Source organism: Mesorhizobium sp. Arg314, from assembly GCF_053714275.1.
Map to the genome: position 1 here is coordinate 76,498 of NZ_JBSKBP010000024.1, position 14,064 is coordinate 90,561.

Genomic DNA, 14,064 nt, shown 5'->3' on the forward strand with positions numbered 1-14,064 from the left:
GGAAGGTTTTGGTTCATTCCAGCGAGGATTTCTTGGGCCACGCGCCTGACTACCAGACGTAATGCAAAAAGCCGCGCCGGCCTTGTTCCGGCCGATCGCGGCTTTTGCAATCGAGCTTCCCCGGCGCCCCCGCGCCTGACCGCTCGCTTCCCTGTTTCCTGTTGGACATGATCTCCCAATTTTCGGGATCATGGTCCGCGCGGCTTTGCCTGTGGGCCTGCCGCGTTCTTGGTTTTGTGAGCCGGCCGTCTTTTCGCGGCCTTGTCCCAATGAACCTGCGAGCGCTATGTGCGCAGGATCAGTGCATCGTCATCCATTCACGGGCTTCGCGCAGCGCCGTGGCGATCTCCACCTTCGACATGGTGGCCGACAGTTCCGAGCGCAGCTCGGCGGCGCGGGCCGAGCCCTTGATCGCGGCGATGTTGAACCATTTGTGGGCGGCAACGACGTCGGTCTCGCAATCGCGGCCGGTCGCATACATCATGCCCAGTTCGAAAAGAATGTCGGCCTGGGCAGTTGCCCCCATGGCGCCGAAGCCGTCTTCAAGCATTTCAAAACGTGCCATTTCAATCCCCTGTCTTGCTCCCGAGAGCCGCCTCCTTTTTCCCTTGGTGTCCCTTGGGGCGGGCCGCTCTTTCGATGCTTTCGAGGATGACGGCTGGCCTTGAATCCGTCGTTAAATGGCTTGCTTAATTTGAAGAAAACAAAGCTAAAACAAGAGGTAAACGCGAAAAACTGTTAAGCATGGGAATCCAGCATTTCCGCCATTTTGCGTCAAATTCGATGAAAATTGCCGGGCGTGGAATCAAGACTTCGCTAACCACGGAAACCGAAGCGTTTTCCGGCCCCGTTTATTTTCGGTCGTCCGGGCGGCGAAAAACCTTGCAACCTTCCGTGGCGGCACCGCTTTTGTTTTGGCGGGAGCTGGATTAGCTTTACCTTTGCGTAAGGGGCGGAAGGCGGACCCGAGCCCCGCCGGAACCTACAGGGAGGACAGATATGTTTCGAAAAGCAAGCCTGGCCCTGGCGGCCACCTTGATCATGGCGGGCGCCGCATGGGCCGACCCGATCGAGGGCAATTGGAAGACGCAAGCCGGCGACACCGCGGCGATCGGCGGCAGCGGCTCTTTCTCCATCACGCTCAAGAGCGGCAAATACGCCGGCAAGACCATAGGCTCGCTGAAAGCGACCGGCGACAACAAATATGCCGGCAGCATCACCGACCCGGCGAACGACAAGACCTATTCCGGCAAGGCGACGCTGTCGGGCACCTCGCTCAAGATGAGCGGCTGTGTGTTCGGCGGCCTGATCTGCAAGAGCCAGACCTGGCATAAGCTCTGATCGCCAAATTCCTGATCGTCCGAAACGAGGCCCGAGCGGCCTCGTTTTCTTTTGGAGCGGCCGCGCTCCGCCGGCAGGGCCTGCGCCGCCGGCCCTGTACAAGACCTCGTCAATCAATTTGAACCGCAGATGAATACCGGTCTCAGAACCGGTTCAGCGGCCATCAGGCATTTTCTCCCGCATTGAAGGAGAGAGAAATGCTTGCCCGTCGCTTCACCATCGTCTGCCTGCTGATGAGCCTGTTCGGCATGCTGTTCGCCATTCTTGTGGCGGAGGCGGGTCATCCGGCCCGCTCGTGGGAACGGCCGGTGCCTGCGTTCTCGGCTTCGTGAACCAATTCAAGCACCGAAACGACCCAACTGAAAATCGACCAAGCTGAAAATCGGGGCACCACCAAAATGAACCGCATCGCCGATAACGCAACGAAGATCCTCCGGCTGCTGCCGCGGGCGATGCTCATCCTGATGCTGCTCGCCGTCCCGGTGCTGGCCGTGCCGATGATGCGCGCCGACACCGGCCACAGGATCGAGGCGCCGCCGCACAAGAACACCAGCGTCGGCTTCGTGCTGCTGATCAGCCTGCAGCGCGGATAGGTGTATCGAGGGTCAGGTATGGCTGGCCTGATCCTCAATCTCATTACACCTTAAACACGGCGGCAGAAAAACGACGCTAGCACCCCCTTCGAGTCTGCCGCCCCCTCCCAAGCGTCATCCTGAGTCTCTATGTTGAGTCATGGAAAAGCGAATCTACCCCCAAGCCATCGAATCGGTCGTCATGCCGGAGCCTTTCGGCAAGCAGAGCTTTCACGACGCCAAAAAGGCCGTAGCGGCACTGCAGACGCTCTACGACCGCAACACCAAATTCCTGCGCGATTCCTTCGCCGCACTTGCCGCCGGCGGCGACGAGAGCAAGCGCTACCGAGCCTTTTATCCGCAGATCGGCGTCACCACGACCTCGTTCAGCCAGGTCGACTCGCGCCAGGCCTACGGCCACATGCCGACGCCTGGGAATTTCTCCACCACCATCACCCAGCCGCAACTGTTCGAGAGCTATCTCATCGAGCAGCTGAAGCTCATCATGCGCAATCACGGTGTGACGGTGACGGTGTCGGAATCGACGACGCCGATCCCGCTGCATTTCGCCTTCCTGGAAGGCACCTATGTCGACGGCGCAGCCGCCGAGCGCATCAAGCGGCCGATCCGCGATCTGTTCGACGTGCCGGATCTCGACGGCACCGACGACCAGATCGCCAACGGCACTTTCGAGGTGGCATTCGGCGAGCCGCGGCCGCTGGCGCCGTTCACGGCGCAGCGCATCGATTATTCGCTGCACCGCATGACGCACTACACGGCGACCAGCCCGCAGCATTTCCAGAACTTCGTGCTGTTCACCAACTACCAGTTCTACATCGACGAGTTCGTCGCACGTGCCCGCGAATTGATGGAGAGCGGTGGAGGCGGCTACAGCGAATTCGTTGAGCCGGGCAATGTGGTGACCAAGGCGGGAGCCGGCGCGCCGAGCGAAGGCACGCCGCCGCAGCGCCTGCCGCAGATGCCGGCCTATCACCTGAAGAAGCCCGGCCATGGCGGCATCACCATGGTCAATATCGGCGTCGGTCCCTCCAACGCCAAGACGATCACCGATCATATCGCGGTGCTTCGCCCGCATGCCTGGGTGATGCTCGGCCATTGCGCGGGCCTGCGCAACACGCAGGCACTGGGCGACTATGTGCTGGCGCATGCCTATGTGCGCGAGGACCATGTGCTGGACGACGACCTGCCGGTCTGGGTGCCGATCCCGCCGCTGGCCGAAATCCAGGTGGCGCTGCAGGAGGCGGTCGCCGAAGTCACCGGCCTTTCCGGCTATGACCTCAAGCGCATCATGCGCACCGGCACTGTCGCCACCATCGACAACCGCAACTGGGAACTGCGCGACCAGCGCGGACCGGTGCAGCGCCTGTCGCAGTCGCGCGCCATCGCGCTGGACATGGAATCGGCCACCATCGCCGCCAACGGCTTCCGCTTCCGCGTGCCTTACGGAACGCTGCTGTGCGTCTCCGACAAGCCGCTGCATGGCGAACTGAAGCTGCCCGGCATGGCGACCGAGTTCTACAAGCGGCAGGTGGCGCAGCATCTCACCATCGGCATCAAGGCGATGGAGAAGCTCGCCGAAATGCCTATGGAGCGGCTGCATTCGCGCAAGCTCAGAAGTTTTTCCGAAACGGCGTTCCAGTAGCCGCTCAACCCGGCCGGCGCCCGGCGAGGCAATCCGTCGTCTTGCTTGGGCCGCAATTTGGCCGATAAGCGATCCGAGCGGATAGCCTGGAGCAATTTCAGGAAAAGTGCGAAGCGGTTTTCCGTCTGGAATTGCGTCAGGACAAAGAGATGGGGCATTTCGGCGTTTCCGTGAGACGGTGAAATGCTCTAGGCGGTCGGAGCAAATGACAACGGGCAGTGCGCGCTTGAGCATGATGGCTCAGCTGACATTCCTGGCAATGACGGCATGTTCGGCTGCGCTCTTGGCCGGGTTCTTCGGCGCGCTGCATCCGGCTTTCGATTCCTTCTCGCATTTCCGCATGCATCTAAGCGTGCTGACGGCCTTGCTCGCGCTGCTGTTGCTTGCCGGCTCCTACCGGCTGCAAGCGGTCGCCGCACTGGTCTTTGCCATTGCCTGCTTCGCCACGACGATGAGCGCGCTGCCCAGATTGTCGCCGCAACAGGCGGTCGCCAAGCCGGCCGACCGGATCGTCTACAGCCTGCTGCAGATGAACCTGCGCTTCAACAATCCGACGCCGAAGAAAGTGCTGTCGCTGATCGGCCGGACCAATCCGGACGTGATCACGCTCGACGAAGTGTCCGGGATGTGGGCGACCGAGCTTGGCTATATCGCCAGCGCCTACCCCTATCGCATCCTTTGCGACTATCCCAACGGCATATTCGGCGTCGCGCTGCTCTCGCGCCGTCCCTTCGCGCACGGCACCGCGCCGCGTTGCGAGCCGCGCGGCGCGATGGCTACCGCCACGATCGATTTCGGCGGCATTCCGGTCGACGTCGCCGCGATCCATCTGAGCTGGCCGTGGCCGAAAGAGCAATACTGGCAGATCGGCGAGCTGGCGGAACCGCTGGCCGCGCTCGGCGACACCGCCATCATGGCCGGTGATTGCAATGCCGTGCCGTGGAGCGCGGCGGTGCGGCGGGTGGCGCGGCTCGGCGGCATGACGCCGATGCCGTCGGCCGGCCCGACCTGGATCCACCGCACGCTACCCGACTTCCTGCGTCGCTATGCGGGCCTGCCGATCGACCAGGTGTTCAGCAAGGGCGGGGTGACCATCCTGTCGTCGGCCCGGCTGGACGATACCGGCTCCGACCATCTGCCGGTGCTGGTCGAATTCACGCTGCGGCCCGACAGCGCGCCCGAGGACGTGCATAAGTCGGCGCTGGCGGCGAATGACATGCCGGACAAGCCGCGAGGCTGACGCCCCGCTTGGTAACGCGAACGGGCTGGTTCTCAGTTCTTCCCCATTAACGCATCGACCAATTGCTCGACATGGCCGCCGTCGCGGTGCTCGCGCGCGTCGAAGGCGTTCTGCTTCGCTTCATACTCGGCATAAATCGTGTCGATGCGGCGCCTGGCGTCCCAGCGGAGGCCGGTGCAGAACCAATTGTCCGGCCGCTCCAGCCCGGCAAGGGCCGTGTCCGTTGCCCGCATCATCTGCTTGGCGATGCGGCCGTGGGTGTGCTCGTGCTGACGCACGCCGGCCATGAAACGCTCCCACCGCCTGCTGAGGGCCGAGCTGGACGGGGAAGTGCGGCGGGGAAAGGTGTAGGTGATGTCGATCGTGCCGTCGGCCTGGCGCAGCCGGCAGATGCCGTTGTCGCGCTTCACATCGAGCTCCCAATGCACGGCGTAGCCGGTCTCGGCGATGGCGCGCGTGGCATGGCCGTGCCTCGGCCCCCGGGCGTCCATCGCCTCGACCAGTTCGGCGCCGGTCTTGCCGGCGACATCGTAGGTGCGCACATGCACGGTCAGCTTGGTGCCGGCAGAAGCGGCGCCGCAAAGGAGCACGCCGGCAGCAGCTAACATCGCCTGGCTGGTCCGCCGCATCTCCGCCTCCTTGTCCGGAGGCGGAGCAGACCATACTCGGCGCGCGGCTTCAACGGCCTTGGCGGCTTACATGCCTTGATAGACCGGCCCCTCTCCACCTTGCGGCGGCACCCAGTTGATGTTCTGGTTCGGATCCTTGATGTCGCAGGTCTTGCAGTGGACGCAGTTCTGCGCGTTGATGACGAAGCGCACATCCTTGGCCGACGGATCGGCGGCGGCATTGCCGTCCTTGTCCACCCACTCGTAGACGCCGGCCGGGCAGTAGCGGGTCGAGGGACCAGCGAAGACATCGTGCTCGGAACGCTCTTGCAGCGCCATGTCGCCGACGATCAGATGGACCGGCTCGTTTTCCTCGTGGTTGGTGTTGGAGAGGAACACCGAAGAGAGCCGGTCGAAGGTCAGCACGCCGTCCGGCTTCGGATAGGCGATCTTCTGATGCTTCGCCGCCGGCTCGAGCGTCGCATAGTCGGCCTTGCCATGCTTCATGGTGCCGAAGGGCGAGAAGCCGAACAGCGTGTTCAGCCACATGTCGAGGCCGCCGATGCCGACGCCGACAATGGTGCCGAAGCGCGACCAGAGCGGCTTGACGTTGCGCACCTTCTTAAGGTCCTTGCCGATATCGGTGCCGCGCCAGGCTTCCTCATAGGACGCGAGCTCGTCATTGGCGCGGCCGGCGGCAACCGCTTCGGCCACATGCTCGGCCGCCAGCATGCCGGAGAGCACCGCGTTGTGCGACCCCTTGATGCGCGGCACGTTGACGAAGCCGGCAGCACAACCCATCAGCACGCCGCCTGGGAAGGAAAGCTTCGGCACGGACTGCCAGCCCCCTTCGGTGATGGCGCGCGCGCCATAGCCGATGCGCTTGGCGCCCGCGAAAGTGCCGGCGATCGCCGGATGCGTCTTGAAGCGCTGGAACTCCTCGAAGGGCGAGAGATAGGGATTCTTGTAGTTCAGGTGGACGACGAAGCCGACCGCCACCTGGTTGTCCTCGAGATGGTAGAGGAACGAGCCGCCGCCGGTCTTCATGTCGAGCGGCCAGCCGAACGAGTGCTGCACCAGACCCGGCTTGTGGTTCTCGGGCTTGACCTGCCACAGTTCCTTGAGGCCGATGCCGAACTTGCCCGGCTCGCGGCCATCAGCAAGCTGGTACTTCGCGATGAGCTGCTTGGCCAAAGAGCCGCGCGCGCCCTCGCCGATCAGCACATACTTGCCCATCAGCGCCATGCCCGGAGCGTAAGCCGGGCCATGCGTGCCGTCCTTCTCGACGCCCATGTCGCCGGTGATGACGCCGGTGACGGCGCCGGCGTCGTTGTAGACGAGGCTTGCCGCGGCGAAACCCGGATAGATCTCGACGCCCAGCGCTTCGGCCTTGGTCGCCAGCCAGCGGCAGACATTGCCCAGCGAGACGATGTAGTTGCCGTGATTGTTCATCAGCGGCGGCATCAGGAAGTTCGGCAGGCGGAACGAGCCGGCGGGACCCAGCACCAGGAAGTGATCGTCGGTGACGGGCGTCTTGAACGGATGCCCCTCCTCCTCGCGCCAGCCCGGCAGCAGGCGGTCGATGCCGATCGGGTCGACGACAGCCCCGGAGAGGATGTGCGCGCCAACCTCGCCGCCCTTCTCCAGGACGACGACCGACAGGTCCGGATTGAGCTGCTTCAGACGGATGGCGGCGGCAAGGCCGGCGGGACCCGCGCCGACGATGACCACGTCGAATTCCATGCTCTCGCGTTCGATTTCGCTCATCGACCCCTCTTTGGCTTGCCGCATTCTCGCATTGTGCTGGCTCATGCGCTGCATAGCGCATCAATTCGCGCCGCGAAACCGGCGCTGACGTGACAACGCCGATTTCGACAAAAAGTCGCGGTTTTCCCTTCGAAATGGTCGGCGTGCAGACCATGGCCGAGCATAGGCCAGGGGCAATCGGTTGGAAGGCCAGGCCGCGTCCGCATGTTTTTAATTGTTCGACGGCTTGGTTATCGGCAATACTTGCCGGCATGCGCAGTCCAGAGCCATCCGGCTTTCCATCGAAGCGCTTGCTCTTCACGCTAGGCACGGTCTGGCGCGCGGTACTTCCGCTCCTCTTTTTGGCCGTGCCGGCGGAGGCAGATCCGGTGAAGGTCTGGGCGACCGGCGCCTATTCCTTCTCCGACGAGCTGGGCGGCTTCCGCATCACCGGCGCTTCCGGCATCGGCACCAAGGAAGACCCGCTGATCATCAAGGAGGAGCTGAACACGGCGACGCCGGTGACGCTGACTATCCGCGCGACCAAGCCGATCGAACCCTTCGGCAAGGCCGGCGAAGTCGCCAATGGCGTGATGTATATGCGCATCGACGTGCTCAACAACAGCGCCCTGCCCTGGGTGGAGTTCCAGTTCGAGCTGCAGGAGATCCTCGACCAGCCGAGCGTGTTCGGCGATGGCCTTTCCTTCGACCAGCGCAACAAGACGCCCGACAACGTCTGGTCGAGCAATTTCGCCGATTTCGAGCGTAAGTTCGAACCTTACGACCAGTTGCTGTTCAGGAACGGCAAGGTCGACCCGCTGAAGACGGCGACCTTCGATTTCCTGGTCACCGACTACACGCCGCGCTGGACGTTTTACATCGTGCAGGATCCGCGAATTCCGACGGGGTAATCTCGCGCTCGACAGGGAGATATCCGTCGCCAACCTTGCAAACCGGCGCCGTGCGGACAATGGTGGCGCCATGACTGCCGCCTCCCCCAGCACGCCTGCCGAGATCGCCGACCTGCTCGCCTTCTATGCCAGCGCCGGCGTCGACGATGCGCTTGAAGACGTGCCGATCAACCGGTTTGCCGAACCGGCGGCGAGGCCGGCCGAACGGGCACCTGCCGCGCCACGCCGCGAACCCAAGCCCGAGAGCCGACCGGCGCCCGGGCAGGCTGCGGGGCAGGTCAAGGCACCTGAGCGGCCAACGTCATCATCCGGTCTCGACGCGAGCCATGTTCCGGACGCGCCCGCGCGGGTGCCGGCGGCCGCGGCCGTTCCCGACGAAGCACAGGCCGCCGCCGCGCGCCAGCTTGCCGCCCGCGCGACGACGCTCGAAGAACTGCGCCAGCACATGGCCGCCTTCGACGGCTGCAACCTCAAATTCACCGCCAAGAACCTGGTCTTCGCCGATGGCAACCCCAACGCCGACCTGATGCTGGTCGGCGAGGCGCCGGGCCGCGACGAGGACCTCGAAGGCTTTCCCTTTGTCGGCCGCTCGGGCCGGCTGCTCGACCGTATGCTCGCCGCGATCGGCCTCGACCGCAACTCGGCCTATATCGCCAATGTCATTCCGTGGCGGCCGCCGGGCAACCGCACGCCGACGCCGCACGAGACCGAGATCTGCCGGCCCTTTATCGAAAGGCAGATCGAGCTGGTCAACCCCAAGGTGCTGGTCAATCTCGGCGGGCCGTCGGCCAAGACGCTGCTCAACACGACGGAAGGCATCCTTAGGCTGCGGGGCAACTGGCGTGTGCATACGACCGCGTCCGGGATTGCGATCCCGGCGATGCCGACGCTGCATCCGGCATATCTATTGAGGACGCCGGCGCACAAGAAGCTGGCATGGCGGGATTTTCTCGAGGTGAAGGCGAAGCTGAGGGGGTTGGTGTGAGCGCCCTTCCCTTCTCCCCTTGTGGGAGAAGGTGGCCGAGCGAAGCTCGGACGGATGAGGGGTGCTGGAAGGATCGCCACTTCGAAGCCACAAGCGCCTGATAGCATTGGGTTCTTCTACGTTGCGTTCCTTCGCGCACCCCTCATCCGTCTCGGCGCTGCGCGCCGATCCCCCCTTCTCCCACAAGGGGAGAAGGGGGAGCTATTACCTCCCAGGTAGTTGAATAACGGCGCTCGCCGCCCTACTCCTCCCCCATGACCCCATCCGAAACCTCCGCCGGCAGCCTCATTCGCGAATGGCGCACGCGGCGCCGCATGAGCCAGCTCGATCTCGCCATGGAGGCCGATATCTCGCAGCGGCATCTTTCCTTCGTCGAGAGCGGGCGTGCCCAACCTTCGCGGGACATGGTGCTGCATCTGGCCGAGCAGCTTTCGATCCCGCTGCGCCAGCGCAACCAGCTGCTGCTTGCGGCGGGTTTCGCGCCAAGCTTCAGCGAAAAGCCGCTCAGCGACACGACGCTTGCGCCGGCGCTTGCCGCGGTCGAGACCGTGCTCAAGGGTCAAGAGCCTTTTCCGGCGCTGGCGGTGGACCGACACTGGAACCTCGTTTCGGCCAATCCGGCGATCGCCCCGTTCCTGGCCGATGTTTCCGAACCGTCCCTGCTCGCGGCGCCGGTCAATGTGCTCAGGCTCAGCCTGCATCCGGGCGGCGTGGCGCCACGCATCGTCAACCTGGCGGAGTGGCGGGCACATCTCATCGAACGGCTGAAGCGCCAGAACGACGCGACCGGCGATCCGGTGCTGATCGAACTGGAGCGCGAGCTGCGCGCCTATCCGTCCGGCATGAAAAGCGCGCGCCCGGCGCCGGTCGAGCCGAGCGGCATCGTCCATCCGCTTCGGCTTGCGCATGGCGATGCAGTGCTCTCCTTCATCAGCACGATCACCGTGTTCGGCACGCCGCTCGATGTCACCCTATCGGAACTGGCGATCGAGTCCTTCTTTCCCGCAGACGAGCAGACGCGGACCGTGCTGGTGCGGCTGGCGAAGGAGCGAGCGGCCGCTGCGTAGCTTCACCCCTGCGGCGGCGTCGCCGTTCTGGTGCGCGTGCGATCGAGGCCCAATTGCCGCTCACGCCAGATGATGAAGATGCCGGCGGCGACCACGATCGCGCCGCCGACAAGCGTGTTGAGCGAGGTCACATCGCCGAAGACAAAATAGCCGACGACGACGCCGAGGATCATCGAGGTATATTCGAAGGGCGCCACGACCGAGGCTTCGGCATGGCGATAGGCCGCCGTCATCAGGATCTGGCCGAGCCCACCGCAGAAGCCGGCAAAAACAAGCAGCGCGGCCTGCATCGGCGTCAGCGCCTGCCAGCCGAAGGGCAGCGTGAAGAGCGACAGCACCGAAGCCGTCGAGGAGAACCACAGCACGATGGTCGCCGTCTTCTCCGTCTGCACGAGATTGCGCACCAGAAGCATGGCGACGGCCGAGATCGCCGCGGCGATCAGCGCGGCCATGACGCCCAGCACCTCCTGGTCGTCGAGGCCTTCATTGGAATTGAGCAGTGTCAATTCCGGCCAGGAAATGACCAAAACGCCGGCAAGACCGACGGCAACCGCGCTCCAGCGGTAGACGCGGATCGTCTCGCCGAGAAAGATCGAGGAGAACACGACGACCAGCAGCGGCTGGGCGTAGTTCAGCGTGATGGCCTCCGGCAGCGGCAACCTGGTCAGCGCGAAGAAGCCGAGCCCCATGGCACCAACGCCGACGACGCCGCGCGCAATATGGTTGAACGGCCGCCTGGTCGTGAATGCCGTGGAGAGCTCACCCTTGAAGGCCAGGAAGGCGATGATCGGGAAGATGGCGAAGAAGGAGCGGAAGAAGACGATCTGCCCGGCGGGCACGTCGCCGGCCGCCTTGATGCAGGTCTGCATGCCAACGAAGACCGTCACCGAGACGATCTTCAGCGCGATGCCGCGCAGCGTGCTGTGGCCGACCGCATGATCGACGGTCATCTTGCCTCGCAAGGATGGTCGGAAAACGAAGCCGCGAAATAGCCCAAGAGCAATTCCAGGAAAAGTGTGAAACGGTTAGGTCCGGCGACTTCGCCGTAGCTCCGTCCGGAATTGCGAAACACACCTATCCCGCAGTTTTGCCGAGTGGCCGTTTCGTGTAAAGAGCGCGCACCTCAAAATTCTTGGACCAGCCAAGCCCGCTGGCCGACCGAAATCGACAGGAAAAGCACAAGGAATGCGCACAGATACCGGCCATGTCTTCAGGCTCGAGGACTATCGCCCCTGCGACTATCTCATCCCGAGGACCAGCCTCGACTTCTGCCTGTCGCCGGACGCGACCCATGTCACGGCGCTGCTCACCGTCGAGCGGCGCGAGGGCGTCGCCGCGTCGGCGCCGCTGGTGCTCGACGGCGACGGGCTGACGCTGCTTGGCGTTGTAGTCGACGGACAAGTGCTCGCGACCGGCGACTATGAGGCGACACCGGACCGGCTGACGATCCTGAAGCCGCCGGCGGCGCAGCGCTTCGAGCTTCGCCTGGAAACCGAGATCGCGCCGTCGCGCAACGAGGCGCTGATGGGCCTCTATCGCTCCAACAACGTCTATTGCACGCAATGCGAGGCCGAAGGCTTTCGCCGCATCACCTATTTCCTCGACCGTCCCGACATCCTGTCAGTCTACACCGTGCGCATCGAGGCCCCGCATAACGAGGCGCCGCTGCTGCTTTCAAACGGCAATCCCGTCGAACGCGGCGGGCTCGCCAACGGCCGGCATTACGCGGTCTGGCACGACCCCTTCCCCAAACCCTCCTACCTCTTCGCGCTGGTGGCGGGAGCGCTCGGCAAGGTGGCGGGCAGCTTCACCACCATGTCCGGCCGCGAGGTCGAGCTCGGCATCTATGTCGAGCCTGGCAAGGAGCGCCTTGCCGGCTATGCGATGGACGCGCTGAAACGCTCGATGAAATGGGACGAGGAAGCCTTCGGCCGCGAATACGATCTCGACGTCTTCAACATCGTCGCCGTGTCGGACTTCAACATGGGCGCGATGGAGAACAAGGGCCTCAACGTCTTCAACGACAAATATGTGCTGGCCGACAAGGAGACCGCGACGGACGCCGATTTCGCCAATATCGAGGCGATCATCGCGCATGAGTACTTCCACAATTGGACTGGCAACAGAATCACTTGCCGCGACTGGTTCCAGCTCTGCCTGAAGGAAGGGCTGACGGTTTACCGCGACCATGAATTCTCCGCCGACCAGCGCTCGCGGGCGGTGAAGCGCATCGCCGAGGTGCGCACATTGCGCGCGCACCAGTTCCCGGAAGACCAGGGGCCGCTGGCGCATCCGGTCAGGCCGCGGCGCTACCGCGAGATCAACAATTTCTACACGGCGACCGTCTACGAAAAGGGCTCGGAAGTGGTGCGCATGATCCGCACCATCCTCGGCCCTGAAACCTTCCGTGCCGGCATGGACCTCTATTTCGAGCGGCATGACGGCGAGGCCGCGACGATCGAGGACTTCCTCAAAGTATTCGAAGACGTCTCCGGGCGGGACCTGGCGCAATTCGCGCTCTGGTATCACCAGGCCGGCACGCCTAACCTGACGGTGAGCTCGGCGCACAATGCCGCGGCAAAGGAGTTCACGCTGGAGATCGAACAGTCGGTGCCGCCGACGCCGTCGGAAAGCCGCAAGCGGCTGATGCATATTCCGCTGGCCTTCGGCCTGGTCGGCCCCAACGGCAAGCCTGTCGCTTGGGACACCGTCGAGGGTGCCACGGTGGATGGCGGCGTCATCCATATCCGCAAGCGCCGCCACACGGTGCGCTTTTCGGGCGTTTCGGAACGGCCTTCGGTGTCGCTCAACCGCGGCTTCTCGGCGCCGATCACGCTTTCGGTGCAGCAGAAGGCCGACGACCAGTTCTTCCTCGCGGCACATGACAGCGACGCCTTCTCGCGCTGGCAGGCCTTCAACACGCTGCTGACCGACGCGCTGATCGCCGCCTTCCGCCAGATCCTCGGCGGCAGGGAACCCGCCTTCGCGGCGCGGCTCGCCGAGCTTGCCGGCAGGATCGCCGGCGACGAGGCGCTGGAGCCGGCCTACCGGGCGCTGGCGCTGGCGCTACCCGGCGAAGCCGACATTGCGCGCGACATCGGCAGGGGCATCGATCCCGACGCCATCTTTGCCGCGCGCGAGGCGCTGGCGCGGGCGATCGCCGAGGCAAACCGCGAGGTTTTTCTGGCCCTCTATGACAGCCTTGCCGACAAGAGTCCGTTCAGCCCGGACGCGGCGAGCGCCGGACGCAGAGCCCTGCGCAACATCCTGCTCGATTATCTGTCGCTGCTGGCGGACGGTGCTGGCCTCGCCGCGCGCCATTTCAATGCCGCCACCAACATGACCGACCGAGCCGCGGCGCTCGCCGTGCTGGCGTATCGCCATTCAGGCACGACCGAGGCCGAAGAGGCGCTGGCCGCCTTCGAGGCCCGCTATCGCGGCGACGCGCTGGTGCTCGACAAATGGTTCCAGATCCAGGCTGGTGTGCCCGGTGCCAAGACCATCGAGAAAGTGCGCGAGCTCATGCGGCATCCGGCTTTCTCGATCGCCAACCCGAACCGGGTGCGTTCGTTGATCGGCACCTTCTCCAGCGCCAACCAGACCGGCTTCCACCGCCCCGATGGCGAAGGCTACCGCTTCTTCGCCGAGACGGTGCTGGAAGTCGAGAAGCGCAACCCGCAAGTGGCGGCGCGGCTGGCAACGGCACTGCGGTCCTGGCGCTCGCTGGAGCCTGGACGGCAGGTCAAGGCCAAGCAGGCGCTGCTCGATATCGCCAAGGCCGAGAACCTGTCGGCCGATCTGCGCGATATCGTGGAGCGGACGCTGGCGTAGGCCACCTCGCCTTCTCCCCTTGTGGGAGAAGGTGGATCGGCGCGCAGCGCCGAGACGGATGAGGGGTGCTCCAGCGGAGTGAGGCGTTGGTGTTCCCTGG

13 protein-coding genes are annotated in these 14,064 nt (G+C 64.3%); 9 read left to right on the plus strand and 4 right to left on the minus strand.

The window, feature by feature from the left end:
* Positions 1-298: 298 nt before the first annotated feature.
* Entirely contained in the window at positions 299-565 is a 267-nt protein-coding gene (locus ACWGS9_RS23145) for a sel1 repeat family protein (RefSeq protein WP_027164869.1), read from the minus strand.
* Positions 566-999: 434 nt separating this feature from the next.
* On the opposite strand from ACWGS9_RS23145, the gene ACWGS9_RS23150 reads away from it, so the two are divergent.
* The 5 genes from ACWGS9_RS23150 (at position 1,000) to ACWGS9_RS23170 (ending at position 4,816) form a co-directional block, all read left to right on the plus strand.
* Positions 1,000-1,341, plus strand: coding sequence for a DUF2147 domain-containing protein (locus ACWGS9_RS23150; protein WP_454507431.1), 342 nt, complete (start codon positions 1,000-1,002; stop codon positions 1,339-1,341).
* A 197-nt stretch (positions 1,342-1,538) separates the two neighbouring features.
* Positions 1,539-1,673, plus strand: a complete 135-nt coding sequence (locus ACWGS9_RS23155) for a hypothetical protein (protein WP_320308154.1) — start codon at positions 1,539-1,541, stop codon at positions 1,671-1,673.
* Positions 1,674-1,739: 66 nt separating this feature from the next.
* A complete protein-coding gene (locus ACWGS9_RS23160; RefSeq protein ID WP_320214362.1) occupies positions 1,740-1,934 on the plus strand; it encodes a hypothetical protein in 195 nt (64 codons plus the stop codon).
* A 181-nt stretch (positions 1,935-2,115) separates the two neighbouring features.
* Complete coding sequence (locus tag ACWGS9_RS23165; protein WP_454507432.1) at positions 2,116-3,576, plus strand: AMP nucleosidase; 1,461 nt, start codon at positions 2,116-2,118, stop codon at positions 3,574-3,576.
* A gap of 232 nt (positions 3,577-3,808) precedes the next feature.
* Positions 3,809-4,816, plus strand: a complete 1,008-nt coding sequence (locus ACWGS9_RS23170; RefSeq protein WP_454507433.1) for an endonuclease/exonuclease/phosphatase family protein — start codon at positions 3,809-3,811, stop codon at positions 4,814-4,816.
* A 32-nt stretch (positions 4,817-4,848) separates the two neighbouring features.
* Here the strand turns inward: ACWGS9_RS23170 and ACWGS9_RS23175 are convergent, their stop codons facing one another.
* Both ACWGS9_RS23175 and ACWGS9_RS23180 read right to left on the minus strand, forming a co-directional pair.
* On the minus strand, positions 4,849-5,445 hold the full coding sequence (locus ACWGS9_RS23175) for a DUF922 domain-containing protein (RefSeq protein ID WP_454507434.1): 597 nt from the start codon (positions 5,443-5,445) through the stop codon (positions 4,849-4,851).
* 66 nt (positions 5,446-5,511) lie between these two features.
* The gene (locus tag ACWGS9_RS23180) at positions 5,512-7,191 is read right to left on the minus strand and encodes an electron transfer flavoprotein-ubiquinone oxidoreductase (RefSeq protein WP_454507435.1); all 1,680 of its coding nucleotides are present in this window, start codon (positions 7,189-7,191) and stop codon (positions 5,512-5,514) included.
* Positions 7,192-7,442: 251 nt separating this feature from the next.
* Here ACWGS9_RS23180 and ACWGS9_RS23185 point away from each other — a divergent pair, with 251 nt between their 5' ends.
* From ACWGS9_RS23185 to ACWGS9_RS23195, 3 genes are all read left to right on the plus strand, one after another.
* Positions 7,443-8,081, plus strand: a complete 639-nt coding sequence (locus tag ACWGS9_RS23185) for a hypothetical protein (protein ID WP_454507436.1) — start codon at positions 7,443-7,445, stop codon at positions 8,079-8,081.
* Between the two features lie 70 nt (positions 8,082-8,151).
* A complete protein-coding gene (locus ACWGS9_RS23190; RefSeq protein WP_454507437.1) occupies positions 8,152-9,066 on the plus strand; it encodes a uracil-DNA glycosylase in 915 nt (304 codons plus the stop codon).
* 254 nt (positions 9,067-9,320) lie between these two features.
* Positions 9,321-10,133 carry a helix-turn-helix domain-containing protein gene (locus ACWGS9_RS23195; RefSeq protein ID WP_454507438.1) on the plus strand — a complete coding sequence of 271 codons (813 nt, stop codon included), beginning with the start codon at positions 9,321-9,323 and terminating at the stop codon, positions 10,131-10,133.
* A gap of 2 nt (positions 10,134-10,135) precedes the next feature.
* Here the strand turns inward: ACWGS9_RS23195 and ACWGS9_RS23200 are convergent, their stop codons facing one another.
* Positions 10,136-11,083 carry a DMT family transporter gene (locus tag ACWGS9_RS23200; protein WP_454507439.1) on the minus strand — a complete coding sequence of 316 codons (948 nt, stop codon included), beginning with the start codon at positions 11,081-11,083 and terminating at the stop codon, positions 10,136-10,138.
* 235 nt (positions 11,084-11,318) lie between these two features.
* Here ACWGS9_RS23200 and pepN point away from each other — a divergent pair, with 235 nt between their 5' ends.
* Positions 11,319-13,964 carry an aminopeptidase N gene (gene pepN / locus ACWGS9_RS23205; RefSeq protein WP_454507440.1) on the plus strand — a complete coding sequence of 882 codons (2,646 nt, stop codon included), beginning with the start codon at positions 11,319-11,321 and terminating at the stop codon, positions 13,962-13,964.
* The last annotated feature ends 100 nt before the right edge of the window (positions 13,965-14,064 follow it).

Excerpts from the sequence above, each read along its gene's own strand:
- pepN (WP_454507440.1), top strand. The coding sequence starts at position 11,319 with ATGCGCACAGATACCGGCCATGTCTTCAGGCTCGAGGACTATCGCCCC.
- ACWGS9_RS23200 (WP_454507439.1), bottom strand. The coding sequence starts at position 11,083 with ATGACCGTCGATCATGCGGTCGGCCACAGCACGCTGCGCGGCATCGCG.
- ACWGS9_RS23190 (WP_454507437.1), top strand. The coding sequence starts at position 8,152 with ATGACTGCCGCCTCCCCCAGCACGCCTGCCGAGATCGCCGACCTGCTC.
- ACWGS9_RS23185 (WP_454507436.1), top strand. The coding sequence starts at position 7,443 with ATGCGCAGTCCAGAGCCATCCGGCTTTCCATCGAAGCGCTTGCTCTTC.
- ACWGS9_RS23145 (WP_027164869.1), bottom strand. The coding sequence starts at position 565 with ATGGCACGTTTTGAAATGCTTGAAGACGGCTTCGGCGCCATGGGGGCA.
- ACWGS9_RS23175 (WP_454507434.1), bottom strand. The coding sequence starts at position 5,445 with ATGCGGCGGACCAGCCAGGCGATGTTAGCTGCTGCCGGCGTGCTCCTT.
- ACWGS9_RS23165 (WP_454507432.1), top strand. The coding sequence starts at position 2,116 with ATGCCGGAGCCTTTCGGCAAGCAGAGCTTTCACGACGCCAAAAAGGCC.
- ACWGS9_RS23155 (WP_320308154.1), top strand. The coding sequence starts at position 1,539 with ATGCTTGCCCGTCGCTTCACCATCGTCTGCCTGCTGATGAGCCTGTTC.
- ACWGS9_RS23160 (WP_320214362.1), top strand. The coding sequence starts at position 1,740 with ATGAACCGCATCGCCGATAACGCAACGAAGATCCTCCGGCTGCTGCCG.
- ACWGS9_RS23170 (WP_454507433.1), top strand. The coding sequence starts at position 3,809 with ATGATGGCTCAGCTGACATTCCTGGCAATGACGGCATGTTCGGCTGCG.
- ACWGS9_RS23150 (WP_454507431.1), top strand. The coding sequence starts at position 1,000 with ATGTTTCGAAAAGCAAGCCTGGCCCTGGCGGCCACCTTGATCATGGCG.
- ACWGS9_RS23180 (WP_454507435.1), bottom strand. The coding sequence starts at position 7,191 with ATGAGCGAAATCGAACGCGAGAGCATGGAATTCGACGTGGTCATCGTC.
- ACWGS9_RS23195 (WP_454507438.1), top strand. The coding sequence starts at position 9,321 with ATGACCCCATCCGAAACCTCCGCCGGCAGCCTCATTCGCGAATGGCGC.